General features: G+C 46.2%; 20 protein-coding genes. 3 read left to right on the top strand and 17 right to left on the bottom strand.

All coding sequences use genetic code 11. The annotated features are described in order from the left end of the window. From yabQ to HMPREF0240_RS16815, 11 genes are all read right to left on the bottom strand, one after another. Positions 1–286: spore cortex biosynthesis protein YabQ (yabQ, locus tag HMPREF0240_RS24060; RefSeq protein WP_085959571.1), on the bottom strand; the 286-nt coding region annotated here is incomplete at its 3' end. A gap of 8 nt (positions 287–294) precedes the next feature. Next, positions 295–579 (bottom strand): sporulation protein YabP, encoded by a 285-nt coding sequence (gene yabP / locus HMPREF0240_RS16860; protein ID WP_009004623.1) that lies wholly within the window; start codon positions 577–579, stop codon positions 295–297. Between the two features lie 156 nt (positions 580–735). Next, positions 736–975, bottom strand: a complete 240-nt coding sequence (locus tag HMPREF0240_RS16855; protein WP_009004622.1) for an RNA-binding S4 domain-containing protein — start codon at positions 973–975, stop codon at positions 736–738. 157 nt (positions 976–1132) lie between these two features. Beyond that, entirely contained in the window at positions 1133–1408 is a 276-nt protein-coding gene (locus tag HMPREF0240_RS16850; protein ID WP_009004621.1) for an HU family DNA-binding protein, read from the bottom strand. Positions 1409–1637: 229 nt separating this feature from the next. Continuing rightward, complete coding sequence (locus HMPREF0240_RS16845) at positions 1638–3368, bottom strand: phospho-sugar mutase (RefSeq protein ID WP_009004620.1); 1731 nt, start codon at positions 3366–3368, stop codon at positions 1638–1640. 48 nt (positions 3369–3416) lie between these two features. Then, positions 3417–4427: a CotS family spore coat protein gene (locus HMPREF0240_RS16840; RefSeq protein WP_009004619.1), complete on the bottom strand. Its 1011-nt coding sequence runs from the start codon at positions 4425–4427 to the stop codon at positions 3417–3419. Positions 4428–4490: 63 nt separating this feature from the next. Further along, positions 4491–5825 (bottom strand): HD domain-containing protein, encoded by a 1335-nt coding sequence (locus HMPREF0240_RS16835; RefSeq protein ID WP_009004618.1) that lies wholly within the window; start codon positions 5823–5825, stop codon positions 4491–4493. Between the two features lie 45 nt (positions 5826–5870). Beyond that, entirely contained in the window at positions 5871–7544 is a 1674-nt protein-coding gene (locus HMPREF0240_RS16830) for an ATP-binding protein (protein ID WP_009004617.1), read from the bottom strand. A gap of 30 nt (positions 7545–7574) precedes the next feature. Then, complete coding sequence (locus tag HMPREF0240_RS16825) at positions 7575–8627, bottom strand: metallophosphoesterase (RefSeq protein WP_009004616.1); 1053 nt, start codon at positions 8625–8627, stop codon at positions 7575–7577. 234 nt (positions 8628–8861) lie between these two features. After that, positions 8862–10253, bottom strand: a complete 1392-nt coding sequence (asnS, locus tag HMPREF0240_RS16820; RefSeq protein ID WP_009004615.1) for an asparagine--tRNA ligase — start codon at positions 10251–10253, stop codon at positions 8862–8864. Between the two features lie 53 nt (positions 10254–10306). Continuing rightward, positions 10307–11284: a Gfo/Idh/MocA family oxidoreductase gene (locus HMPREF0240_RS16815; RefSeq protein WP_009004614.1), complete on the bottom strand. Its 978-nt coding sequence runs from the start codon at positions 11282–11284 to the stop codon at positions 10307–10309. A 441-nt stretch (positions 11285–11725) separates the two neighbouring features. Between HMPREF0240_RS16815 and HMPREF0240_RS16810 the strand changes: the two genes are divergently transcribed. After that, positions 11726–12223 (top strand): QueT transporter family protein, encoded by a 498-nt coding sequence (locus HMPREF0240_RS16810; protein WP_009004613.1) that lies wholly within the window; start codon positions 11726–11728, stop codon positions 12221–12223. A gap of 162 nt (positions 12224–12385) precedes the next feature. On the opposite strand, the gene HMPREF0240_RS16805 is transcribed toward HMPREF0240_RS16810, so the two are convergent. From HMPREF0240_RS16805 to HMPREF0240_RS16785, 5 genes are all read right to left on the bottom strand, one after another. Continuing rightward, positions 12386–14821, bottom strand: coding sequence for a C39 family peptidase (locus HMPREF0240_RS16805; protein ID WP_009004612.1), 2436 nt, complete (start codon positions 14819–14821; stop codon positions 12386–12388). A gap of 45 nt (positions 14822–14866) precedes the next feature. Further along, on the bottom strand, positions 14867–16018 hold the full coding sequence (locus tag HMPREF0240_RS16800; RefSeq protein WP_009004611.1) for an SAM-dependent methyltransferase: 1152 nt from the start codon (positions 16016–16018) through the stop codon (positions 14867–14869). Positions 16019–16236: 218 nt separating this feature from the next. Continuing rightward, positions 16237–18825 carry a HAMP domain-containing sensor histidine kinase gene (locus HMPREF0240_RS16795; RefSeq protein WP_009004610.1) on the bottom strand — a complete coding sequence of 863 codons (2589 nt, stop codon included), beginning with the start codon at positions 18823–18825 and terminating at the stop codon, positions 16237–16239. 11 nt (positions 18826–18836) lie between these two features. Further along, the gene (locus HMPREF0240_RS16790; protein ID WP_009004609.1) at positions 18837–19532 is read right to left on the bottom strand and encodes a response regulator transcription factor; all 696 of its coding nucleotides are present in this window, start codon (positions 19530–19532) and stop codon (positions 18837–18839) included. Positions 19533–19698: 166 nt separating this feature from the next. Further along, positions 19699–20565: a sigma-70 family RNA polymerase sigma factor gene (locus tag HMPREF0240_RS16785; protein WP_009004608.1), complete on the bottom strand. Its 867-nt coding sequence runs from the start codon at positions 20563–20565 to the stop codon at positions 19699–19701. Positions 20566–20968: 403 nt separating this feature from the next. Between HMPREF0240_RS16785 and HMPREF0240_RS16780 the strand changes: the two genes are divergently transcribed. Continuing rightward, positions 20969–21388: a helix-turn-helix transcriptional regulator gene (locus tag HMPREF0240_RS16780; protein ID WP_009004607.1), complete on the top strand. Its 420-nt coding sequence runs from the start codon at positions 20969–20971 to the stop codon at positions 21386–21388. 87 nt (positions 21389–21475) lie between these two features. Further along, positions 21476–22447 (top strand): LysM peptidoglycan-binding domain-containing protein, encoded by a 972-nt coding sequence (locus tag HMPREF0240_RS16775; RefSeq protein WP_009004606.1) that lies wholly within the window; start codon positions 21476–21478, stop codon positions 22445–22447. A 279-nt stretch (positions 22448–22726) separates the two neighbouring features. On the opposite strand, the gene HMPREF0240_RS16770 is transcribed toward HMPREF0240_RS16775, so the two are convergent. After that, positions 22727–23365 (bottom strand): SGNH/GDSL hydrolase family protein, encoded by a 639-nt coding sequence (locus HMPREF0240_RS16770; RefSeq protein WP_009004605.1) that lies wholly within the window; start codon positions 23363–23365, stop codon positions 22727–22729. Positions 23366–23383: the final 18 nt, after the last annotated feature.

Genomic DNA, 23383 nt, shown 5'->3' with positions numbered 1-23383 from the left:
ANATTTTTTTCGAAATTGAGAGTATGAAATTCGCCAGTAAAATCCCACATACCACACCTAGTATGAAGAACCATCTGATACTACCATATGTTGTTTTATACATCTGCCGGAACAAATACGCGCTCACTCCGAGCCAATAAAGTAAATCTTCCAGATTTACAATCACAATATGGTGCGGTATCAGGCGCCTCAGCAGCCTGAGTATCTGGTAACTGAAGAGTATCACAATCCCGGACAGCCCCGCGTATAGAAATATAATCGCTTCTTTTCCAATTCCCAGCATCATAGGCGTGCCTACTTAAACAGCTTTGCAAAGAAATTTTCATTCTGCCGGCCGGCCTGATTCGCACTGGAGTATGCGATACTGTCAATATTGCCTGACAGATCTACTTCTCCCTTTTCTACACTGAGCCGGTTCACATGCAGATCGGTTCCCTTAACCATCAGCATGCCCTGTTCCGTCTCCAGCAGGATTTCATTTAAATCAAAAGAAAGAACATCCAGGACTCCGGTGACCATACTTGTCTTTCTGTTATTTACAACGAGTTTATGCGCCTTGGGCATTTGCCGCTCTTCCATACACTTTCCCCCTTCAACTTTGCTTTTCTATATATATGAAGGGTTGTATCAAAATATGTATCCCCGCCGGATATCACTGTATATTGATTATTGTTATTATCATATAACTTTTACGCATATCTACGGCGGCGGTCCTGTTCGGCATCGGTTTCCTGATTACAGATACCGGAAAAGTTCTTTCGCCTCTTCCTTTTTGGTCGTATCCTGCAGGTCCAGAACTTCTGCCTTTACGGTTTTGGTGCCGAACTGTATCTCTATAATGTCCCCCGGTTTTACATGCAGCGATGCTTTTGCCACAGTCCCGTTTACAAGCACCCGTCCTGCATCACAGGCTTCGTTTGCCACAGTCCGGCGTTTGATCAGCCTGGACACTTTTAAAAACTTATCTAAACGCATTTTCTTTTCCTTTCTCACTTATGAATATCTTTTAAACAACTCCGATTAATTTCCATTCTGTTTTGTACAGTTTATTATTCAAAGAGAAAAGAAAGCACTTACAATGCGGACATCATAAGTGCTCTCTGTATCTTTATCTCTTATTGATTCATTCCAATTAAGCGTTAACTTCGTCCTTTAAAGCTTTGCCAGCTTTGAACTTAGGAGCTTTGCAAGCTGCAATTTTCATTGTCTTGCCTGTCTGAGGATTTCTTCCTTCTCTTGCTGCTCTTTCACTTACTTCAAATGTACCAAATCCAACTAACTGTACTTTATCGCCTTTTTTCAACTGATCAGATACCACATCGATAAATGCTTTCAATGCTTTTTCAGAGTCTTTCTTGGAAATTTCTGCCTTTTCTGCAATAGCTGCTACTAATTCTGTTTTGTTCATGGATAAATTCCTCCTCTTTATTGTACTAGAATATAATATTCTAACAGTTTAACAAAGGCGCTCATGTACTGGCGTTCACATGATTAGCCCTTATGTACTGTTATAACTGTTTCCCATATTTTTGTCAAGGATTTTTCCGGCATTCCCGCGTTTTTTGGCACTTTTTTAGGGTTTTTTAAGATTTCTGAGGCGGGGTTTCTTACTGGAAATTCCTGCCTGACACGATATGTTACATTATCTCGTCAATCATTGCAAGAACTTCTTTACCCATTTTTTCTGATGCAGCATCTGCATCCTCGAGAGACGTCCCTTTTATGCCATAATAGAACTTCACTTTCGGTTCTGTTCCGGACGGCCTTACGCACAGCCATGCATCATCTGTCAGATCATAATAGAGCACATTGGAACTCGGTAATGCGGTTCCTGTGATTTCGCCTGTCTCCATGTCCTTAATGGTGTCTGCCTTGTAATCTCTTGCTTTGAGCACTTTGTAACCCGCGATCTCTGTGGGAGGATTCTTGCGCAGTGTCTCCAGGATCTCCTGTATCTTCGCCAGGCCTTCGATCCCTTTGAGTGTGATGGACTGGATATCGTCTTTATAATATCCGTAACGGTCGTACATCTCAATCATGGCATCCCACAGGTTCATGCCCTTGGTTTTGTAATACGCCGCTGCTTCACAGAGAGCCATTGTAGCCACGATCGCGTCCTTGTCCCTTGCATAGGTGCCGATCAGACAGCCATAGCTTTCTTCGAATCCGAATAAATACTCTCCCTTACCGCTTGTCTCAAATCCGAGGATCTGCTGTCCGATAAATTTGAAACCGGTCAGGACTTCGATCAGGCCTGCGTTGTAATACTTTGCAATTGCGTCTGCCATGTTGGAGGTAACAATCGTCTTGATCAGATACCCGTCGTCCGGCAGGCCTTTTAACTCTTTGCGCTGTCCGATCTCATAATCGGCAAGCAGGCAACCTGACATGTTTCCCGTCAGTGTGTGATACTCTCCGTTCTTGTCCTTTACACGCACACCAAGCCTGTCCGCATCCGGATCAGTAGCCAGCACGATATCTGCATCAATCTCTTTGGCCAGCTTCAGTCCCAGGTCAAATGCTTCTGCAGCCTCCGGGTTCGGATAGGATACGGTTGGGAATTCGCCGTCCGGCAGTTCCTGTTCTTTTACAACATATACATTCTCAAATCCAAGCTCTTTTAAAATACGGCGTGCCGGAATGTTTCCGGTTCCGTGCAGCGGGCTGTATACAATCTTAATATCCTTGCCGGCCGCATCGATGGCATCCTGGTGCAGTACCTGTTTTTTCAGTTCTGCAATATATGCATCATCAATCTCTGCGCCAATGACTTCGTAAAGCCCTGCAGCTTTCGCCTCTTCCAGGGTCATCGTCTTCATTGTGGTATAGTCTTCAACAGCCTTTACCTCGTCCATGATTCCTTTATCATGAGGCGGTGTAATCTGTGCGCCATCTTCCCAGTATACCTTGTATCCGTTGTATTCCGGCGGGTTATGGCTTGCTGTAATATTAATTCCTGCAGCGCATCCCAGCTCCCTCACTGCAAAAGACAGCTCAGGGGTCGGGCGCAGGGATTCAAATACATAGGACTTGATTCCGTTGGCTGCAAGGCAAAGCGCTGCTTCATCTGCAAACTCCGGTGACATGCGGCGGGAATCATAAGCTACCGCCACGCCCTTTGCACCGTTTCCACTCTTATTAATATAATTTGCCAGTCCCTGTGTTGCTTTTCTGACTGTATAAATATTCATACGGTTGATGCCTGCGCCGATGATCCCGCGCAGACCAGCCGTACCAAATTCAAGGTCTGTGTAAAAACGTTCCTTTATCTCGTTCTCATCTTCCCTGATGCTCTCCAGCTCTGCCTTTGTATCTGCATCAAAATATGGGTTTGACAACCACTCTTCGTATCTCTGTTTGTAATCCATACTGGTACCTCCTGCCTTAATAGTATGTCCCTATTATACAACAGGCCCCTATAAAATGAAAGCAAATATATTTTCTAAAAATCGCAGTTTTTCTTCCGTCTGCGTGATTGCCGTCTGTAGTTTTTCCACATTTTTTTCAGGAATCCATGCCTTATTCGAGTGATAATAGGTATTTGCAGTCTTCCAGAATTTTTCCGGGTATGCAAGGCACAGTGCAATATACTCCAGTTCCCTCGGATCCAGCTCCCGGACGCTTTGATAGGCATCCAGCATAGACTGGCCCAGGCTTTCATGCCACCGGTGCTTTTCCATTACTTTCCGCAGAAAATAATACAGATCCTGTGCCTGCACGTCGATCCTGAAATGCTCAAAATTTGTCGTTGCTAGCGCGTTTGAAGTAAGCAGAACATTATGGTAATTGTAATCTCCGTGCACAAGCCGGTGGTTTTCTATACTTTCTTTGTACAGACTGTCATACCTGGATTTTTCCAGACGGCCGGCAACCTGCTCTGCCAGACTATACATTCTGTCAAAATACTCCAGAAACAGAAACTCAAATGCACCTTTTGAAACTTTATTGCGTATAAATGCGCGTACTTTTTTTAATTCCCGGTTATGGCGCATAAATTCTTCCTGCAGATGCCTTCCCGTAGGAGGCCGTATGACGGCCTCCTCTTCTGCAGCACACACGTCCTGCCACTGCATTCGGCAGTGCAGATCTGCCAGGTTCCTGGATGCCTGCAGGATCTCAAATTCTTTTTTTACATCGCATTCCCTTCCGGAAAACCATTTTTTCAGCATATACCTGGTGCCGTCCCGGGATACGCTGATCAGCTGGCCTTCTTTATTATAAACCGGGATATCTACATTCGGATATCCGGCCTTCTCCAGGCTGCACAAAACGGTGTACAGCAAAGGGGCACGCCTGTCTGAAACATCCGCTTCCTTCAACAGCATCGTGCCCTCTTTCGTGTCGCAAAAAAACGCACCCCTTATTTTGCGGGTGCCTCTTACTTCTATATCATATTGTTCCAAGACTTCTAATTCATACTCTCTCATGGCTGCCCCCTGATTCTACGATTCTGACTCTTTCTAATGTATGAAAGGGACAGCCCGAGTATGCTATATGCCTGATTTTTCTTTCACATAATTACATAATTTTTCTTTCTCATTCATCTCTGGTTCGTCCAGAACCAGCTCCAGCAGCTCATTCAGCATATCCCCCATCTGTCTTCCGGGCTGCATGCCCAGCTTCATCAGATCTCTTCCGCTGACCGCCAGCTGTCTGAGAGTCACACAGTGGTCATTGATGAGGGTCTCCTGATAGAGCTCCCGCATTGCCACGATATTTTCAATCTTTGCCCGCCGCCTGTAGGGGCTCTGTGCCTTCACGTCCGCCATGCGCACTGCCAGATAATAAGGAAACAGCTCCACCCCGATCCGGTTCATCGCCCGCCGTACATTCTGCGGGGTTGCCTCAATCCGGTAATCATGATAACAAACAAGCCTTGTCACCTTTTTCACCGTATCATTGTCGAACTTGAGCCTTCTCAGCACACTGCGCGCGATTTCTTCGCTGACCAGCGCATGCCCTTTAAAGTGATCCACGCCCTTTTCATCGGTGGTCTTCATCGATGGTTTTCCCATATCATGGAACAGCATTGTCAGACGGAGAATTTTATCCTTCTTCACATTTTTCAGAGCATGAAGCGTGTGACCCGCCACGTCATACTTATGATGGCGCGTATTCTGCTCCACGCCTACCATGGCATCCCATTCCGGCAGAATGATTTTTGTGATTCCCAGCTCATATGCGTCCTGGATCAGATCCGGATGATCGGACATCAGCAGCTTAACCAGTTCCACCTGTATCCGCTCCGCACTGATATTCTTAAGGGTAGGTGCGAGTTCGCGCACCGCCTGCGCCGTATTCTTCTCAATCGGAAATGCCAGCTGCGCAGAGAATCTGACCGCCCGCAGAATCCGCAGCGCATCCTCCGAAAACCGCTCCGCGGGGTCGCCCACGCACCGGATCAGATGGTGGTTCAGATCCTTCATCCCCCCGAACACATCCACAAGACGCACCTCATCATTATAAGCCATTGCATTAATCGTAAAGTCCCTGCGCCGCAGATCCTCTTCCAGGCTGGTAGTAAACGTCACATCCTTCGGATGCCGGCTGTCCTCATAAAGCCCGTCGACCCGATAGGTAGTCACTTCGAATCCTTCCCTGCCAATCATAACAGTCAAAGTACCATGTTCAATCCCCGTATCAACCGTCCGCCTAAAAAGCCGCTTAATCTCCTCAGGCCTAGCAGAGGTCGTAATATCCCAATCCTCCGGCTTCCGGCAGAGAATAGAATCACGCACACAGCCGCCCACCGCAAACGCCTCATAGCCATGCAGCTGCAGATTGTTGATAATCATAATCACTTTTCTCGGCAACTCTATCTTCATGTATATCTTCCTTTCAGAGGGGTCAGACCCCTTTGCACTCCATTTTCAGAATAGTTTTACAATTTCCGGTTCACGCTTTTGACAAGTAAATATTATAACTTGTCTTTGCTGTTCACTCAACCATTTTATAGTAGATTTTAATCTTTTTTCGTCATAGCATGCAAATGCATCATCAAAAATCACAGGAAGCGGCTCTTCATAGAGCATATCCACTGCTGCCATGCGAAGTGCAAAGTAAACCTGTTCTATTGTCCCACGCGACACCCGCTCTACGGGTATCCGCCGCCCATCTTCCAACAGGGTCATATTCAGGTTTTCATCTGCCAGAAGTTTTGTATACCGTCCCCCTGTTATACGTTCTAATATCTGTGAGGCTTTCTGATTTAATATACTGCCGAAACCCTGCACCATATTCCGGGAAGCAGCAATCATTTTTTCTTCTGCAAGCAGAAGGGCGGCATTTGCAGCCTGCAGGTTTTTGATTTTTTTATCAGGCATCTCAAGCTCTGCCAGCTGTTCCTGCAGGTTCTGGAACCTTACCTGCTTCTCTTTCCACTCCGCTTTAATCCTATGATTTTCCCACTCCAGTCTCTGCCGGTATGTCTCTGTCTCATTTTTGCGGGCATTCTCCAGTTGTGCCTTTTCCCGCTTTTCTGCATCACGGTCACGGGCTGCATCACCTTTTCCCCCGTTGGCCCCCTGCAATCTGGTCTGCCGCCTGCACTTCCCATACTTTACTGCTCCAACGGCAAGAAGCAGCAGCCCTGCTGCTAAAATAACCCAGGCCAGAACTGAGATCGCACCCCCACCTGCAAATGTCTCACCACCGGGTGCAAACACACTCCAGAGCCGTCCTGCTGCTCCGGCCGCTATTCCCAGGCCGCCCATAGCCATCAGGCTTCTGCCCTGGCCGGCCTCTGCATCGGAACTTTCCGCTCTGTCTTCCCTCTGCTGATTCTTCACTGAATCATCCATCACGGCCTCTTCGTTCAAATCCGCTTCTGCCATCACATAGTCATCGCTTTCCCGCGGTAAACTCTGCAGTTTCTTTTGATTGTCTTCAAGTTCTCTCTGCAGTTTCTCAGCATCTGCCGAAACATACTGGCATTCCTGCCGGACCGCATCTTTTTTTATTCCCTGCTTTTCCCGCAGAGATTTCATCTCCTGTTCCACAGCTCTTCTACGCAAGCGCAAAGTTTCCAGAGCCTTTCCAAGATCAACTGTACTGCGCCCAGTCTCATAATAATTTGCGGCATAGTTTTTCAGTTCCTCGGCCAGCCCCTGCCCTAGCTTTGCTGTGAGTTGTCCTATTGCAGCGGTATTTTCAAATGACTCTGCTGTCATTTGGCCCAGAAGCATATTCAGATCTCCGTCTTCCACGGACAGCTCTTCCCCGTCATCCTCACAGATCAGGTACGCGCTTTTAGAATATCTGTCAAATTTCCGTTCCAGGAAAAAGTTTTTTCCCGCGATAGAAAACCGCATCGAACCGGCATAATAATTGGGATTAACCCAGGGTTCATATCTGCTGAACTCATCATTTAGTGCCGCCCGGCCTCTGCCTCTTTCCAGGCCAAAAAGCATTGCCCTGATAAATGCATAGACCGTAGATTTGCCATATTCATTTTCTCCATAAAAAACATGGATCCCGTCCTTTATATAAAAACGTTTGTCTGAGAACTTTCCAAAATTCTCTAAGTACAACTCTTTGATTTCCATACTCTTCAACTTTCTCCGGCAGCTTCCGGTTTATGACAGGCCATTCTCCAGAAGAGCCTGCACTCCCGCCTGGAGTGCCTGATACTCCATACTGCCTTCCTCACATCCCAGAAATTCTTCTATATATTTTCCCAGCAGATTATCCTGGTTCTCCTCATACAGTGCCTGATAATCAAATGCGGGGCAAGTCTCATCCTCAATCTCAATAATATTCCCGTAATCATCCATATATTCTGTTTCAAATTCTACATCCGGATCCCGCTGCCCCCGCAGTATAAATTTATAAATATTCTGGGTACCTCTCTTCTCCACGGTTTCACGGATATAGTCCTTCACGCTCCCATTCGTCATATGCTCATTCACCCGGAGCGCCAGATGAATATATTCTCTGGATGCACAGGGAATAAATTCCACATGGACTCCCTGCTCTGTAATCTCTCCGCGGACAAATCCATGCTGTCCTGTATCGTTCTTATCCACCGGCTCCAATGCGCCGGCAAATAAGGCGAAATCTTTTATCATTGCCTGGGGTTTGTGGATATGTCCCAGCGCAATATAGTCAAATCCCAGGGCTTCCAGGATCTCCCTTCTGAGAGGAACATGCTTCTCATCGCCGCCGTGTGCAAGGAGAATTTCATGATCCGCCAGCCCCTGTGCCCTCACATTACAGCGTTCTTCCCGAATCTCTCTCGCATGATAACTGAATCCATACACCGCCAGGTCGAGCTCCGGCATCCGTACATAGCCCATCTTATCTCCCAACAGAGGATAGACATTATCACTCCACTGAAAAGTCCGGTAATAAGAGCCTTTTCTGATATAGTCATGATTTCCGGCAATAAATACCACCTTGGTGTGGGATAGTGTAGAAAACAGGTAGTTTACTTCCTTTAGTTCCCGCAGAAGCGGCTGCCTGTGGAACAGATCCCCTGCAATAAGCAGTATATCCGTCTTTTCTTCCTCACACAGTGTTACCACCCGTGAAAATGCATCCCACAATTCACGGGGACGCCCTCCACTGTACGCAGTCCCTGCATCAGGCTGCGCCCCCAGATGTATGTCAGCAATATGGATAAACTTCATGGGCACCTCCGTTTTTAAAATTCCTTCTACGGCCAAATAATTACAGTTAAAAAGGCAATTGAGGACGTAACAATGACCAGTCTGTTACGTCCTCAAGCCAAATACCCCGTAGCCGACTGCCTGGTACGTCATAATTGCAGCACAGCGGGATACGGGGTATGGGTCCCCTCCGGCGGTTCCCGGATATACATGCAGGCATGTACACCCGGATGGCTGCCATCGCGGGAATATCATCTACAGTTCGCAGTTATTTACAGTTCTCGGGAACGGAACAACATCGCGGATATTGGACATTCCTGTAAGATACATGACACATCTCTCGAAACCAAGCCCGAATCCTGCATGTCTGGTAGAACCATATCTTCTCAGATCCAGATAGAATTTGTAATCTTCTTCCCCCAGATTCATCTCCTTCATCCTCTGCACCAGCTTGTCATAGTCATCTTCCCTCTGGCTGCCTCCGATGATTTCACCGATTCCCGGCACCAGACAGTCAACTGCTGCCACGGTTTTTCCATCCTCATTGAGCTTCATATAGAATGCCTTGATCTCTTTTGGATAATCTGTAACAAAAACCGGACGCTTGTACACCTCTTCGGTCAGATAGCGTTCGTGTTCTGTCTGCAGGTCCGTACCCCATGTCACTTTATACTCAAACTTGTCATTATTCTTCTCAAGCAGCTCTACAGCCTCTGTATATGTTACCCTCGCAAAATCTGAATTCTCCACATTCTTCAGTCTGTCCATCAGGCCCTTGTCCACAAAGGAATTGAAGAAGTTCATTTCCTCCGGTGCATTTTCCAGAACATAAGAAATCACATATTTCAGCATAGCCTCGGCCAGATCCATATTATCATCAAGGTCTGCAAATGCAATCTCCGGCTCGATCATCCAGAATTCAGCTGCATGCCTTGTGGTGTTGGAATTCTCTGCGCGGAAGGTAGGCCCGAATGTGTAAATGCTTCTGAAAGCCTGCGCAAATGTCTCGCCATTCAGCTGTCCACTTACAGTCAGGTTTGTCTCTTTTCCAAAGAAATCCTGGCTGTAGTCTATCGTTCCGTCCGGATTCTTCGGCACATTATCCATATCCAGAGTAGTCACTCTGAACATCTCGCCGGCTCCCTCGCAGTCACTTCCCGTGATCAGCGGTGTATGCACATAAACAAATCCTCTGTCCTGGAAGAACTGGTGAATTGCAAATGCAATCATAGAGCGCACTCTGAACACCGCCTGAAATGTATTCGTCCGTGGACGAAGATGAGAAATCGTTCTGAGATATTCGAAACTATGACGTTTCTTCTGCAGTGGATAGTCCGGTGCTGATGTCCCCTCGATAGTCACTTCATCTGCCTGAATCTCAAATGGCTGCTTTGCCTGTGGTGTGGCAACCAAAGTACCTGTAACTATAATTGCCGCTCCTACATTCTGTTTGGAGACCTCTTCGAAATTCTCCATGCTGTCATGGTACACGATCTGCAGCGGCTCAAAATAGGAGCCGTCATTCACCACGATAAAACCAAAAGTTTTTGAATCACGAATACTGCGGATCCATCCACCCACAGTCACTTTCTTGTCCAGATATTCCTCTTTGTTCTTAAATAATTCCCGAATTGTAACTAGATCCATACCAAATACTCCTTATTCCATCAAATTTTTCCTTTTATTGCACATTAGCACTATTATAACACTGAATCCGCCTGAAATACAATCCCGTTCTGTCTTCTGGCCTCATCCACTACACGCAGTGTATCCATTGAGTACTTTTGATAAGAATGCTGACTGCATTTTTCTCCTGCAAGCCGCACAAATTCCCTGACCTCAAATACCATATTATTAGATACAGGTGTGTACGGAATCGGCTCCCGTCTTCCGTCTCTGTACACGATTTCCATCGACTGCGGCATGGAGATACCGTATATTAGAAGACTTCCCTCTTCTCCCTGGAATATTCCGGGATTCACAGAATCCGTTATCTTTGAATAAACAGCTTCCGCCATCATATCATCATACTGCATCAGGACAATACCGCTCCCCTCAAAACTATTTTCTAATTTCGTGGAAAACGCTTTTATTTCTTGTGGCATTCCAAGCATTCTGACAAGTGTGTGAATGCAGTATACCCCGATATCCATAATGGCCGCATTGGACAGGTCCGGATTAAATGCATTCAGAACCTCCCCCTGCCTGAACTTATCATAGCGGGAAGAATACTGGCAGTATTCCACCGTCACCCTACGCAGCTTTCCTATTTTCGGAAGCTGTTCTTTTATCAGATCAAATGCCGGATCAAAGTCCGGACGCATGGCTTCCAGAAGAACAACCCCATTTTCCTCTGCACAGTCAAACATTGCAGCTGCTTCTCTCTCATTTACAGCCATAATCTTTTCGCAAAGAACATGCTTCTTGTGCTTCAGCGCCTCAAGAGACTGCCCGCAGTGTGCATAAGTTGGTGTTGCAATATACACTGCATCGATCTCAGATTCCAGAAACTCTGCATAATCTGTATAAACATTGGGGATGCCGTGCTTCCCGGCAAATGCCTCTCCTGTCTCCTGCTTCCTGGAATATACTGCAGAGATCTCCACCTCCGGGACCCCGTGCGCCGCTTCGATCAGCCTGTCACTGATAAAATTGCTTCCTACAATTCCTAATTTCATACTGCTGCCTCCTAATTTTTCTGACTCCGGCCGCACTTCTGCGCTGTGCCGGAGCTATATGTTTAAGCACAATATTATTTATTTTTGCTTTTACATGTATTTCCAATGAGATTGTAGCAAATATGCGTGATATTATCAATCATTGCTGTATTAAATTATAATCAAAAGATCAAAGTTAAAAGGTATTCCGCCGGATCTCCGGATGAAGATGTACGGGAAATTAACGGAAGCCCCCATAATAGTTCACCCAAAAACGCTGCATTTCTATACCGCTGCATATTCCAATCCTGGACAAATATTGGACATTCCTTGATTTTTCCCTCCCCCCATGTTATACTACTAATCGTTCCAAAGCCCTGAAAAATAAGGTCTTATGGGCTGATTCAAACCGAGTGTTCGAGACCTTCCACTCGTAAAACAAAACTAAAGGAGAATTTAATAATGAAAGATTCACAGAGCAAAAAAGTGCTGTTCATAGCACAGGCAGCGATGATCGCTGCGATCTATGTGGTGCTGACCATTGTGTTTGCGCCGTTCAGTTACGGTGAGGTGCAGGTACGTATTTCCGAGGCCCTGACAATTCTTCCGGTATTCACCCCGGCCGCGATTCCGGGTTTATTTATCGGATGCCTGATCAGCAATATATTTGGAGGATGTATTCTGCCCGACATTATTTTTGGCAGTCTTGCCACTTTAATCGGCGCTGTTTTTACATGGCAGCTTCGAGGTAAAAGCAGATTCCTCGCTCCCCTGCCTCCGATTATTGCGAATGTGCTGATCGTGCCTTTTGTCCTGCGTTACGGATACCAGGTGCCGCTCCCGATTCCTTTTATGATGCTGACCGTAGGCATCGGTGAAGTGATATCCTGCGGAGTCCTTGGAATGATCGTGTATACTGCATTGAATAAGTATCGGAACACAATTTTCAGAACAGCGTAATATAAAATCTGATATTTTTCAAGATCAACGAAGAACCATCTTCACGGAAACTATTTCCAGAAGATGGTTCTTTTTATTTCCGATGTTAAATTGCGCCCGGAGCATCCTGTAATACATGTCCTTGCAGACAGTTCTGCGGTCAGGCCGCATATGATAGTATCCTTACTTCACATAGCCGATAAAAGTATTTCCACTTCCCGCCGTCATTGCCTCCATATCATTTACACTGACGGTATACTCCTCACCGCTGTCCGGATCAATATACGTGACATCCGTCGTACTGTATCCGGTTAAAAGTATGGCATGGCTGGAATCTGTCATTGCTATGACGGGCAGGCCTTTGTTAATGACATAGAGCACCTGGCTCAAAGTACAGCCCGTAAGATTCACCCGTTTTGCGTTATACTGCTTCATCTGTTCCTCACACGCCTCAAAAGAGGACTGGTCATCTGCCCGTTTAAATGCCTGTGCATCTGTGTAATATACCAGATCCCGGTTGCCCTTCTCCCAGATATAGGACTGCTCCGAAGAAATCACCACGCCCGATACCTGTTCTGCCTTTTGAATCGCATAAGCCGCTTTGTCATAGATTTCAATCAGATCACCCATTCCGTAGACATAATATTTGTCCGATTTTACTTTTCCGTCAAATGCGATTGTGACTGCCTTTTCCAGCATAACCTGCTTCGGCCTCAGAATCTTTGGAGACTGGTCCTCAATTCCATCCGCATATGTCAGCCTCATCTGCTTTTGTTTCAGGTCTGTTGAATAGGACTCCAGTGTAATATTGCTTTCTTTTCTTACCTCGTTGTTGCTGATATAATCCTGATTGGTTCCCGTATAAGTATCCCCCGATTTTGTGACGCGGTTCAATGTCACCAGATTTTCTTCAATAAATATATCGGATATATACGTTTCCTCCACGGAATATGTTTTCACAACTTTATTTTTACTGTCCCGGATCTCCAGTTCGTACATCGGGAGCAGCTCTTCACCGGCAACTGTCCTGCCTTTATCCGCGGGACGCTGACGCCCGTATACGAAGTCGCTGGCCACAAACCCGAGCGGGCGGATTGTTTCACCGTCCTTTGCTTCAACAGTCGTTTCTTTCCCGCTTTTCAGATTGAGTACTCTGATCTCGGTTGCTTTTTCCAGTGAACCATTTGTCTGATATGCCAGCAGATGTCCGTCATCGGAAGCCGTATACTGCCCTTCCTGCAGATTTTCGGCAAGAACCTCCTGCTTGTTTTTCTCCAGATCTACCTGATACAGTTTACCTCCGGCAAGCACGAAGAGCATCTGTCTCTCATGGCTGTAGTACACCATTTTCCCAAGCTCGTCCTCCGCTATGGCAAATGATTTGTTGCTCGGAATAAATGCCTTTTCCTCTACTGCATTTTTGTCAATGTCGAAGTAATATACATCAACACCGACTTCCCCCTCATGCTCTCCGCGGTTCATATATCCATAGACAGCAAATGCCGTACTTCCATTGTCCTCCACACTGATGATCCGCACTTCATGCTGATCATACCGGCTTCGCACGTCATGCCCTTCTTTATTTGCAAAGCTGAATACAAGTGAGAGTTCATCTGCTGCCTGATTGTAAGTCCACAAATCCCGTTCCTGTACAAACGAAACGATTGTACCGTTTTTGTTCGTCTCATACGGCACATTAGAGGAGGTAATACCAAGCAGGATTCCATTTTCGTTTAACACTTTTTTATTCCCATTAAATACCTGGTTCATGCTCCTGTTGTAGTCCAGAAGATATAATTCATCTCCGCTGTATCTTACACGGAAAAACTCTTTAATATTGTAGGTCTCAACTTCCTCGTCATCTCCCACGCATGTCACCTGATACTTCGCCAGAAGAGAGGTATAGACGCTGTTGCTCTCCTTGATGCTCCATTCCACATCGCTTGAAATCTCAGGAGCCAGGTTTCCCCATGTCATCTGTGAACTGCTGGAATGAATCGTAACTGTCTGAAAGGTTGTATTATCCCCTTCTTCGTTGGGCTCCAGATATTCCCCCAGCTCGGATGCATTTTTCTTATCAAATGTCTTCGTATGAATGTCTTCTGCAAAGTTCAGACACTCACCGACTGCAAGGTCATCGGGGCGCTCAATTCTCGTATAGAAATAAACATCTTTCTTATCAACCTTTAATATTACTTTCAGAACCGCCTCAGATACATCTTCTGCCAGAGCACCATTCAGATCCAGCTGGATTGTGGTATCAGACAGATCCTTAACCTCGCCCTTCTTATAAATATCCGCTCCATCCAGAGAGTATACCTCATAGTGGATCTCCTGTATTTCGTTTCCATCCGCATCCACAGTCATCTGAAGTGTACCGTTTTCCTCCATCGGGGTGATCGTATCCCGCATGGCAGTGATGTCCATCTCATCTACATGCCCGGCCAGCGCATTTACATTTTTCCCCTGCACCGTAAATGAAATTCTCGGCAGAGTGGGCTGGCTCAGGTCAACCGTCAAATCAGCCGTTCCTCTGTTTGTCAGCAGACTGCTCACAATAATTGCGATAAGAAACACGCCTGCCAGAATGCCTGCTTTTATCAACCTCTTTTTTTTCATTTGTCTGTCCCCTTTATTTGAAAAACATTATCCCAACTCCCATGATCATTCCTCATCCGGATGCAATAGCTTTCCAAGCATCGGATTCACCTGAAGAAACGCCTTGCAGTCTTCAATTTCCTGTCTTGCATCCGAACTGCGTTTCTCTGTTTTTACTGCACGCAGCAGAATATTTTTTGGCGTGTGCTCCATGTCAATAAACTCTAAAACCTGAGTATCATACCCCGAAGCTTCCAGATACTTTGCCCTCATCCCATCGGTCACCAGCGCTGCAAACCGTTCCTTTAAAAGTCCGTATTCCATAATCGGCGCCAGTGTCTTATTTACCATCTGTCCATTCAGCTCATGCTGACAGCACGGAACCGAAAGTATCACTTTTGCATTCCACCCGATTGCTTTGGCCAGTGCATAATCCGTAGCCGTATCACAGGCGTGAAGCGTTACCACCATGTCTACAGACTGAACGCCTTCATAATCTGCAATATCCCCCTCCAGAAACTGCAGTTTATCATAGCCATACTTCACAGCCAGCTGATTACAGTGCTCAATCACATCCTTCTTCAGGTCAAGGCCAATAATCCGAATATCATACTGCTGTATTTCATGCAGATAATGATACATCGCAAATGTCAGATAAGACTTTCCGCAGCCAAAATCCAGAATGGTAAGCTCGCGCTCCTTATCAAGCTGAGGAAGAATATCCTCAATAAATTCCAGAAAACGGTTAATCTGCCGGAACTTATCAAAGCGCGCCCTGACCACCTTACCGTCTCCGGTCATAACGCCCAGATCCTGAAGATAAGGTACCACAGTCCCCTCCTTCAGGATATACTTTTTACTGCGGTTATGCGACAGTTCTGCCGCCATCACTTCCCCGGGCTGCCGCTTCTTCTGAATCGTCATCTTTCCCTTTTTACTCACAAGAACCGTATAATTCATTGTTCTCGTCGTCATCTGCAGCTGTCTGAAGGTTAACAGATATTCCCCGATCCGCCTGACCGCATCCTCCGCATCCAGATTCTCATGAAATGCCTGTGTCGCAGTAAAAGCTTCAAACTGAAAACAAAGGCCGCCCTTCTTTTCAACCGGCCTCACCTTAATCTTCAGCACCCCGTCCTTCGTACGGGGATTACTGATAATCCCCTGAATAAAATCTATATTTAAAACATCATCCAGTAATTCCTGTAAAGATTCCATAAATCACCTCTTGAATCATCCATCACGTTTTCATTCCTAATTGTAAAGCAAAACACCGGATGGTGCAAGAAACACTTCCTGATTGGGTACACTTTATAATATCAGTATCTTCAAAATACCAAAACATATGAGAAAAAATGAGAATATTCTGAAAAAGGAACGCAAAGGGGTCAGACCCCTTTGCAGAAGGGTCTGACCCCTTTGAACACTTCCCCATTTTACTTCACACGAGGAAACTCTATCGTTACTTTAAACAAATCCCCATCCAGATATAGTCTGAAATCACCTTCCTGCATAGCTGTCAGGCTCTTTGCTATTGACAGGCCCAGTCCGCTGCCTTCTGTACTTCTGGATATATCTCCTCTGATGAATCGTTCCGTCAGTTCGTCCGCCGAAATATTCAATGGCTGTTCGGAAATGTTCTTCAGTGAAAAGCTTACATTCTCCTCCGTCACCCACAGGTCCGCATATACCCGCGTTCCCGGCATGGCGTATTTGGCGGCATTGTTGTATATATTCTCCAGTACCCGCCACATCCGTCTTCCGTCAACGTGGATCATTGCCGGACCGTCCGGCAGGTTCTGGACCATTTCCAGATTCTTAGCACCAAACTTTTCTGCAAATTCTCCGGCGGTCTGGTTAATCATCTCTACCAGGTTCACGTCCATAAACTCCAGAACGATATTTCCGCTGCTGACTTTGGAAGCCTCAACAACATCTTCGGTCAGAGTTTTCAGGCGCTGCGCCTTAGCCTCCAAAATGTCCAGATATCCCTGGATCTTCGGGTCATTAAAATTCTCACGCTTTAACAGATCTACGTAATTGATAATAGATGTCAGCGGTGTCTTAATATCATGTGAAACATTTGTTATCAGGTCTGTTTTCAGGCGTTCGCTCTTCATGCCCTCTTCCACCGCCCGCTGCAGTCCGTTGCCGATATTATTAACCATCTCGGCCATCTTCAGGTCTCCACCGCGCAAATGTTCCAGCGGGATCTGATAGTCTACATTACCTGAGGCAATCTCTTTAATTCCTCTTTTTATCCGGCTCTTGGAAATTGCGCCTCTAACTACCAGATAGACCGCCGCTGCTTCCACCAGAAGCATGAGTATAAAGACTCCGGAACTGCCCCTGACTCCAAGTGCCAGCCAGTGAACCACTACGAATATACCCAGCGAAAATACGGCCCTGAATGTTACATTGCGGTTCATCCAGAATTCTTTCAAAAACAGGCAAACACTCCGCAGCAGACTGTTCTTCCAGACCGTACCCGCTTTAATCCTTCGCACCAGGCTCAGGTAACCAAACAGGAAGCAGGCCGTGGTGAATGCAGCAATGATTCCCATTATTATTAAATCAGCTACTCCTAAATAGCTGCCATAACCGCTGTAAGCGATATCCGAATACATTCCTCCAGAGTATAATTCTTTCGTATATGTCGGCACATTGGAGATACTGCCGATTCCTCCCCAGGCACTGGTGAAGAAAATAAAAGGTATCAGCCACAGCAGAATGACAAATGCTCCGCCCAGTTCTGTCTTCCACCTGTCAAATGAATTCAGGTGCACTGTTTCGTCATTCCCGCTGCGCCCCGCTATCAAGGTCATCCAGATCAGAATTGCCAAAAACAATATGGAACAGATTGTACTTCCAATTGCCGCCATCCTCATATAAGGGGCATACGTATTATAGTCTTGTTCGTCCGCATAAAACAAATCCTGTATCGGAAAGTTCGTATCAACGGCCGCCGCAAATATGCAGTCGGCCTTCTGGCTGTAGTTGTAAGACTTGACCATAGAACGCCATTCACTGGCTGAGATATCCATATTCGTCTCAAATTCTGCAAGCTTGGGCCTTACAATAAGATACTTATTACTACTGCCGGCTTTCATCTGTTCCAGGTTTTCTTTTACAGAATTATAGTCCTTAAGATGACTGTTATTTGTATATACTTTTTTCGTGCTTTCATCTACAAACATATACGTAAAATTGGTATTTCCCTCTTCCCACGTATCTCCTGAATAAAGATAACGATCCACCTGAGAAGAAAGAGATCCCAGAATATTCTGCAGGTAACCGTATACTCTGGAGAGTTTTCCGTTGAGTTCCGGCGATTTGTTTACCACTTCCAGGATATTGGCGGCCCCGGCGGGCGTATACTTTTCCCGTAATGCCTCACTGAATGTCCAGCAGTCCGTATACTCTGTATCTCCATCTGCACTCTTGATGGCCATGCTGTTATAATAACCGGATGTAAAATATCCGTTTTCCAGCTGCTGCATAAAATCTTCCGAAGTCATTCCCTCGACTTCCATCCGTAATTTGTTGTCCTCAACTAAAGACTTAAACTCGGACATATAATAGTAATGATACGTTCCGTCGGGCTTCTCACAGACTACCACCTCATTGTCCCCGTAGTTCGCTCCTTCCTCCACGTACTCACTGCTCCAGTTGATAAGGTCTTCCAGCGTATAAGCCAGACCGCTTTCATTTTCCCCGTCAATCACCCCGTTCTTGGCCAGATTCATAACGTCAACCAGCTTTTCGGGATTATATTTACCATCCGTCTCAAAGTTATTCTTCATAGCAATGCCTTCCATGACATCCCATGTGGCACTGGATACTAAATTCTTAAAGCTCGTGGATTCTGCATATGGCCTGCTTGCAGACTTCAGGAAATTTCCACTCCCCCGGCTGCCTGTGAAAGCCAACATGATCACCATGCCAAGAACAGCTGCAACTACCGTAAGATGGGCAAGCAGCAGCAGAATCCCCTTCGTCACCGGCTTTTTATACCAGTTCTTCATAGCGCTCCTTCCTAGAGTTTTTCTATCTTATACCCCACTCCCCAGACCACTTTCAGGTATCTGGGTTCCTTCGGGTTGATCTCAATCTTCTCCCGAATATGCCGGATATGCACCGCAACCGTGTTGTCCGCACCGATTGCGTCCTCATTCCAGATTGATTCATAAATCTGGTCTATAGAAAAAACTCTCCCCTGATTTTTCATTAATAATAATAAAATGTTATACTCGATAGGTGTCAGCTTCACAACCTCTCCGTCCACGGTAACTTCTTTCAGATCATCATTAATAGCAAGGCCGCCAACCTCATACACCCGCTCGGATTTTTCCTTAACACTGCCTCCAAGCTGGGTATATCTGCGCAGTTGAGATTTGACCCTCGCTACAAGTTCCAATGGATTAAATGGTTTCGTTACATAATCGTCGGCGCCGACGTTCAGCCCCAGAATCTTATCCGCGTCCTCAGATTTTGCGGACAGGATAATAATCGGGATGCTGTTATTCTCTCGAATTTTAAGGGTGGCTCTGATTCCGTCCAGCCGGGGCATCATGACATCCAGTACAAGCAGATGCACGTCTTCCGACTCAAGCATTTTCAATGCCTCTGCCCCATCATAGGCTTTCAGTACATGATAGCCTTCCTGGGATAAATATATCTCGATTGCTTCTACGATTTCCTTATCATCATCACAAACTAAAATATTATACATTTTTCATCACCTCCCTTACAGTATACATGATATCTGTGATTTTTTAAGACCCATTGGGGAAAATCTTATAAATTTCTTAAATTCCGCTAATCCCATACCCCGTCCGGCAGTATCAATGACTTTCACCCCCGGTAAACATCCAGTTCCCGTCAGCGCCTCACTGAACTCACCTCATAGCTTCCCTCTCCACCTCACTCGTCCATGTCCTGCTGAAAGCCTCGAGCCCCACATGATGGTAACAGGATGCCGCCAGATACTCTTCATAATATCCCCGGTACTTCCGACATCTGCCGGGCTGTCCGAGCAGCCGCAGCGCGTTATTCTGCTGATGCACCACAGCATCCTTTGTGATACCGATTAGCTCCCCGGTTTCCCTGAGGGTTTTATGATCCAAAAATCTGCAGCGGATCACTTCTGCCTGCTTTTCCTCCAGTCCTTCCACAGCCTCCCAGAGCATTTCCTTCATGTTTTGATAGTCCAGCCGCCGTACGGTTTCCCCCTCCAGATCTTCTTCTGATGCAATAAACTCCTCCATATTCAGATCCCCATCCTCCTGTCCCAGAGGTTCATTCAGACTGCATATCTTCCCCATATGCTCACTCTTCCTGACGGCCTGAAGCTTTTCCCGGCTGATATTCAGCAGTGCACATAATACGTCATCCTCCGGATCTGAACCGTAATATTTACAGTATTCTGCCACAATCTTCCCGTACCTGCGCACCCAGTCCCGGGCATGCGTGGGAATACGAACGGTCCCGCAGCAATTCTCAATGTAACGTTTCATCCCCTGCTTGATCCAGAAGGCAGCATAGTTAATAAACGGCACCGCCTGTTCGCTGTCAAAGTGCCTGACAGCTTCACACAGGGCAATATATCCTTCCTGCATCAGATCGTCTAATTCCGCCTTGCCCTGCCCCGCAAAGCGCCGGCCCATCATTCTGATAAACGGTTCATTCTGCTGCCAGAGCTGAAGCATATTCTCAGCTTCGTCAATTCCCGCCTGTATCCGTGCTGCTAACTGCTCATTTAACATAATCCATACGCCTCCTGTTATTTTTTTACGCTTCTCACACCGCCTTTTTCAAATACCCCGGACAATCATAAAAATTGAAAGCCCGGGATACTCTGACGTATAATATTATATCTGCGTTTTTGTCTGATTTAGTTTATAGATTCATTTCGAATCTATAAATACCATATCATATTCATTTCGAATCGTCAATAGATATTTTATATTCATTCTGAATCTATTCAATCAATCTTTTTTATGTTATAGTTTTGAAATAGAAAGCCCTGCCTTAATTTAAAAAGATTAATCATAGAAAGCTCTGCCTTTCCGTATTAACCTTTCGATATTAAAACAGGGCAGAGTCAAATGAACCCTTAATCAAGTTCTATGAACAGGTTCAGATATTTACAGTAAAGGTGGGATTAAAATGTCTGTAGGAGACAACATTAAAAAGGCCAGAAAGAACGCAGGACTTACACAGAAAGAACTTGCAGAAAAATGCGGGGCAGCCGAGATTACAATACGCCAGTATGAATCCAGCAAGCGGGAGCCCCGCAATGAACAGCTCATGAAAATAGCCCGGCTGCTGAATGTAGAACTCTATGATTTGCTGGGCTATACTGTTCCGGAACAAAATGAACATGTACAGAAAGCCCGGGCCCAGGTTCTGCAGGATATTATGAATGAACGAGAACAGAAAACAGTTTCTTTAGAAACTCAGATCACCAAAAGCCAGGAAACTGTACTGCAATACATGGAATTGCTCAACGGGAACGGACAGGCGGAAGCTGTACGGATGCTCAAACTGCTGGCAAAGATACCGGATTATCAAAAGGAGAAAGAATAACCGTCCTGCTCCAAGAACAATTTTTTTCCTTAGACATATAATAAAATGATAAGTATAGCCACTTTTTATATGGCAAAGGAGTTTTTTATGAGCACACGAGGACTGGATGTCAGTGAATTTCAAGGTACTGTAGACTGGGAGCAGGTAAAAGCTGCCGGGTATCAGTTTGCCATGCTCCGTGCCGGATATGGCTTCGGCACATTAGACCAGCAGTTTCAGAGAAACGCCGCAGAATGCAACCGGATCGGGCTCCCTATCGGCGTATACTGGTTCTGCTATGCCATCAGCCCTGAGACGGCCCGCCAGGAGGCTGACGGCTGTATAAATGCAATTTCTTCCTATCGTCTGGACTATCCGATATGCTATGATATCGAACAGGCAACGGTCAACTACGCCGTGCAGAATGGAGTGACACTTACTCCCGCCCTGGCAACACAGATCGTACAGAGTTTTTGCAACAGAATCGAAGAACGCGGCTATTATACCATGTTCTACAGCAACCGTAATTTCATAAACACTTATTTTCCGACTAATCTGGCAGACCGATACGCATTGTGGTACGCCTATTATAACAGCCAACTGGATAATGACAACTGCGGCATGTGGCAGTTTACCAGTCAGGGCAGTGTCCCCGGTATCAACGGCGATGTGGATCTGGATACGGGCTTTATTGATTACCCTTCCGTTATCCGCAAAGCGGGCCTGAACCACCTCAAAGGCGGAAGCACCCCGACGCCCAAACCGCCGGCACAGGATTACATTACCTATGTAGTGCAGCCGGGCGATACGCTAAGTGGTATTGCTGCCCGTTACGGCACCACCTACCAGACACTTGCCGCACTGAACGGTATCACTAATCCAAATCTGATTTATGCAGGCCAGACAATACGCATTCCGGAGGACGGGACCTCCACTGCACGCTATTACACTATACAGTCGGGAGATACACTGAGCGGCATCGCACAGAAATTCGGCACAACAGTCAGTGAATTACAGCGTCTCAACGGGATCAGCAACCCAAATCTGATCTACGCAGGCAACACTATTAGAATCTCATAATAATCTTTTTAGAATTTGGTAATAATTTTCCCACTTCTTTTATAGAAATGACATACTTTATGCACATTTGCCTCTTATACTAGTATATAGATAGTTGATAAACAACTATCTCCCCCCTCATAAAGTAAAGGCATTCTGAAATGCACAGGATGCCGCACTTTACTCTCATTCCTTTAGATAACTATAAAAACAACGAACCCCCTGTAGCCGATACTGCAGGGGTTTTCGCTGTCTGTAAATCAATCTTGTATTTTATCTCTGCCAAAACGAGTTTTGCGTTCAAACTCCAAAACTTCTCACCACAGCCCCGCTGATCACATCCCCGATCAGTTCGTATCCCTGATTCGAGCAATGGACCATATCATCCCCCGGAACCGCACCATAGACAGACCATGTTCTCCTGTTAATCCCGGATGTTTTCCACAGGTTACAGACCGGGATGCTGTTATCTGCGGCCACCTCCTCCATAATGTCCGCCATTTTCTTCAGGGACCGTCCTGACCCCGGCGGATATTCCTCATAGCCGTCCGCATCAATATACGAATACCGTCCTACGCAGTGGGGTGTAACAATTAATATTCTGCATGTCAGATTTCCCGCTTCCTCCAGCCGGTCGTAAATGGTATCAATACAATACTGCAGCGCAGATGCCGCATCCGTATCCTCCCGGTCATTATATCCGGCAAAAAATATGACCAGATCCATCCCCTCTAAAACCGTGGCGGACAACGGGGGGAGCACGCCCTCCGCACCGACTCCGCCGTCCACGATCTCCCTCATTTTAAGGCCGCCCTTACAATGACTGTATACCCTGCATCCCAGATTCTGGCTCAGCCTCTGCGTCCAAACGCCCGCCTGCGTCAGACTGTCTCCCATACAGCATACCCTTTTATCTCTCCACTTTTCTGTCAACAGCATTTCTGTAACCTCCCGCTC

It is taken from the genome of Clostridium sp. D5 (assembly GCF_000190355.1).
Taxonomy (GTDB): domain Bacteria; phylum Bacillota; class Clostridia; order Lachnospirales; family Lachnospiraceae; genus Faecalicatena; species Faecalicatena fissicatena_A.
Note: the sequence above shows the minus strand (reverse complement) of the source record. Positions and strands in the feature narration are given on the sequence as shown.

Bases quoted from the DNA above. Each gene is read 5' to 3' on its own strand.
- yabP (WP_009004623.1), bottom strand. From the start codon at position 579: ATGGAAGAGCGGCAAATGCCCAAGGCGCATAAACTCGTTGTAAATAAC.
- HMPREF0240_RS16855 (WP_009004622.1), bottom strand. From the start codon at position 975: ATGCGTTTAGATAAGTTTTTAAAAGTGTCCAGGCTGATCAAACGCCGG.
- HMPREF0240_RS16850 (WP_009004621.1), bottom strand. From the start codon at position 1,408: ATGAACAAAACAGAATTAGTAGCAGCTATTGCAGAAAAGGCAGAAATT.
- HMPREF0240_RS16845 (WP_009004620.1), bottom strand. From the start codon at position 3,368: ATGGATTACAAACAGAGATACGAAGAGTGGTTGTCAAACCCATATTTT.
- HMPREF0240_RS16840 (WP_009004619.1), bottom strand. From the start codon at position 4,427: ATGAGAGAGTATGAATTAGAAGTCTTGGAACAATATGATATAGAAGTA.
- HMPREF0240_RS16835 (WP_009004618.1), bottom strand. From the start codon at position 5,825: ATGAAGATAGAGTTGCCGAGAAAAGTGATTATGATTATCAACAATCTG.
- HMPREF0240_RS16830 (WP_009004617.1), bottom strand. From the start codon at position 7,544: ATGGAAATCAAAGAGTTGTACTTAGAGAATTTTGGAAAGTTCTCAGAC.
- HMPREF0240_RS16825 (WP_009004616.1), bottom strand. From the start codon at position 8,627: ATGAAGTTTATCCATATTGCTGACATACATCTGGGGGCGCAGCCTGAT.
- asnS (WP_009004615.1), bottom strand. From the start codon at position 10,253: ATGGATCTAGTTACAATTCGGGAATTATTTAAGAACAAAGAGGAATAT.
- HMPREF0240_RS16815 (WP_009004614.1), bottom strand. From the start codon at position 11,284: ATGAAATTAGGAATTGTAGGAAGCAATTTTATCAGTGACAGGCTGATC.
- HMPREF0240_RS16810 (WP_009004613.1), top strand. From the start codon at position 11,726: ATGAAAGATTCACAGAGCAAAAAAGTGCTGTTCATAGCACAGGCAGCG.
- HMPREF0240_RS16805 (WP_009004612.1), bottom strand. From the start codon at position 14,821: ATGAAAAAAAAGAGGTTGATAAAAGCAGGCATTCTGGCAGGCGTGTTT.
- HMPREF0240_RS16800 (WP_009004611.1), bottom strand. From the start codon at position 16,018: ATGGAATCTTTACAGGAATTACTGGATGATGTTTTAAATATAGATTTT.
- HMPREF0240_RS16795 (WP_009004610.1), bottom strand. From the start codon at position 18,825: ATGAAGAACTGGTATAAAAAGCCGGTGACGAAGGGGATTCTGCTGCTG.
- HMPREF0240_RS16790 (WP_009004609.1), bottom strand. From the start codon at position 19,532: ATGTATAATATTTTAGTTTGTGATGATGATAAGGAAATCGTAGAAGCA.
- HMPREF0240_RS16785 (WP_009004608.1), bottom strand. From the start codon at position 20,565: ATGTTAAATGAGCAGTTAGCAGCACGGATACAGGCGGGAATTGACGAA.
- HMPREF0240_RS16780 (WP_009004607.1), top strand. From the start codon at position 20,969: ATGTCTGTAGGAGACAACATTAAAAAGGCCAGAAAGAACGCAGGACTT.
- HMPREF0240_RS16775 (WP_009004606.1), top strand. From the start codon at position 21,476: ATGAGCACACGAGGACTGGATGTCAGTGAATTTCAAGGTACTGTAGAC.
- HMPREF0240_RS16770 (WP_009004605.1), bottom strand. From the start codon at position 23,365: ATGCTGTTGACAGAAAAGTGGAGAGATAAAAGGGTATGCTGTATGGGA.